The sequence below is a fragment of the Komagataeibacter kakiaceti JCM 25156 genome, from assembly GCF_000613305.1.
Map to the genome: position 1 here is coordinate 1 of NZ_BAIO01000394.1, position 2,216 is coordinate 2,216.

1 protein-coding gene and 1 pseudogene are annotated in these 2,216 nt (G+C 61.3%); both read left to right on the forward strand.

The features are described 5' to 3' along the window. Positions 1-51 precede the first annotated feature (51 nt). Complete coding sequence (locus tag JCM25156_RS24715) at positions 52-405, forward strand: hypothetical protein (protein ID WP_051577530.1); 354 nt, start codon at positions 52-54, stop codon at positions 403-405. Between the two features lie 153 nt (positions 406-558). Then, positions 559-1,976: pseudogene (locus JCM25156_RS24720) on the forward strand (sugar porter family MFS transporter). Positions 1,977-2,216 lie beyond the last annotated feature (240 nt).

The window sequence follows — 2,216 nt, forward strand, 5'->3', positions numbered from 1 at the left end:
CGGCACGGCGCGTGCTGACCTATCTCGGACATAGCGGCGCTGGGGCTGGGAATGGTGAACCCGCGCAGCCTGCAGGCGGGCGCGGGGCCGGATGGCTACCTGTACCATGTCACGACACGGGCCGCGATGGACACGATACAGGCCCGTGGCACGGTCGTATTTTCCCGGCGCGCGCCGCTGGTGCTGACGGAGCGCCCCGGTGTCGCCGCATGGCTGGCGGACATGATGGAGCATGACATGCCCGGCCCGGATGGCCCGCCGGACAGCGCACCGGGGAACGGGCCGGTCATCTTCCGGCTCAGGCGGTTCATGATTGATGACCTGCTGGAAAATGATCCGGACCGCACACGGCAATATGGCGTACCGTTCCATCTGCTGACCGGCATTGCCCGGACGGAACAGTAAAATCCTGCCCGGAGAACATTGCGTAAATCATGAGGAAGTGCCGCTTTTTTGAAAAAAGGTGGTCACCAAAAAACTTTTATTGTTCTGATCAATCATCTATTTTTAAACAGTTTCTGCAACCGGCAATAAAAAAAATCAAAAGGACCGGACTTAATGGAAGACCAGCCTCAGGCCACCGGGTTCGACCCGGCCCGTCTGCGCACTCTTGTCATCGGTTGCCTTGCGGCGCTGGCCGGTCTTATGGCGGGGCTTGATATTGGCGTCATATCCGGCGCGCTGGATCTGGTGGCGAAGGCTTTCCATGCCTCCACCATCGCGCAGGAATGGATTGTCAGCGCCATGATGGGTGGGGCCGCTGTGGGCTCGTTATGCGGGGGGTGGATGTCGCACCAGATCGGGCGCAAGCACGCGCTGCTGGTGGGTGCGCTGGTGTTCATCGGCGGGTCGCTGGCCTGCGCGCTGGCGTGGTCGATCCCGTCCATGATCGTGGGGCGTGTGGTCATGGGGCTGGCGATCGGGGTCGCGGCGTTCACCGCGCCGCTCTACCTGTCCGAGATTGCGAGCGAGCAGGCGCGCGGGGCCATGATCTCGACCTACCAGCTTATGATTACGGCGGGTATTTTCATCGCGTTCATGACCAATACGATGTTCAGTTATTCAGGCAACTGGCGCGGCATGTTCGCCGTGGCGGCGGTGCCGGGTGTCCTGTTCCTGATTGGCGTGCTGTTCCTGCCCTACAGCCCGCGCTGGCTCATGATGCGCGGGCGGCGTAACGAGGCGTTGCAGGTGCTTGAAGACCTGCGTGACGACCGGAGCGTCGCGATGCGGGAAATACAGAATATCAGTCGCCAGTTACAGATGAAGCAGCGCGGCTGGAGCCTGCTGCGCCATAACGCCAATTTCCGCCGCTCCATCTTCCTGGGCATCGCGCTACAGGCCATGCAGCAGCTCGCGGGCGTGAATGTGGTGATGTACTACGCCCCGCGCATCTTCGCGCTGGCGGGTTACGTTGGCCCCGCGCAGCTCTGGTGCACGGCATGGTGGGTCTGGTGAACATGCTGGCCACCTTTATCGCCGTGGGGCTGGTGGATCGCTGGGGGCGCAAGCCGATCCTGTACACCGGCTTCATCATCATGGCGATCGGCATGGGCTTCCTTGGGCTGGTGCTGAACCATTCCAGTCTGGGGCAGACGGAGCAGATCATCTCCGTGTTCATGCTGCTGATCTATATTTCCGGGTTCGCCATGTCCGCCGGGCCGCTGATGTGGGTGCTGTGTTCGGAGGTGCAGCCGCTACAGGGCCGCGACCTTGGCATTTCCATTTCCACGCTGACCAACTGGGTCGCCAACATGATCGTGGGGGCAAGCTTCCTGTCCCTGCTGCAATGGCTGGGCAATGGCCCCACCTTCTGGCTGTTCGCGGGGTTCAACCTGTGTTTCGTGCTGGTGACGTGGCGCTTCATTCCCGAGACACGGGACATGTCGCTCGAACGGATCGAGCAGCGGCTCATGGCCGGGCTGCCGCTGCGTGAAATCGGGCAGGGGCGGCCCCTGTCGGGTAAGGAAGGCTAAATCATAAGGAAGTTTTTGGTGAAGCTTTTTCAAAAAAGCTTCAGGAAATGCCGCCTTTTTGAAAAAAAAGACGGTGCCCAGAAACCTTTATTTTCAAATGGTTTCCTGCCTACGGCGCGGAGGGGGTCAGCTTGCCTGCCAGCCATCCTGGCGGAGCACCACCCCGGCCAGGTACAGGCTTCCGCATATGATGACCCGCGCGGGCGGGCTGGCGGGGTTACACGCGGCCAGATGCGTCAG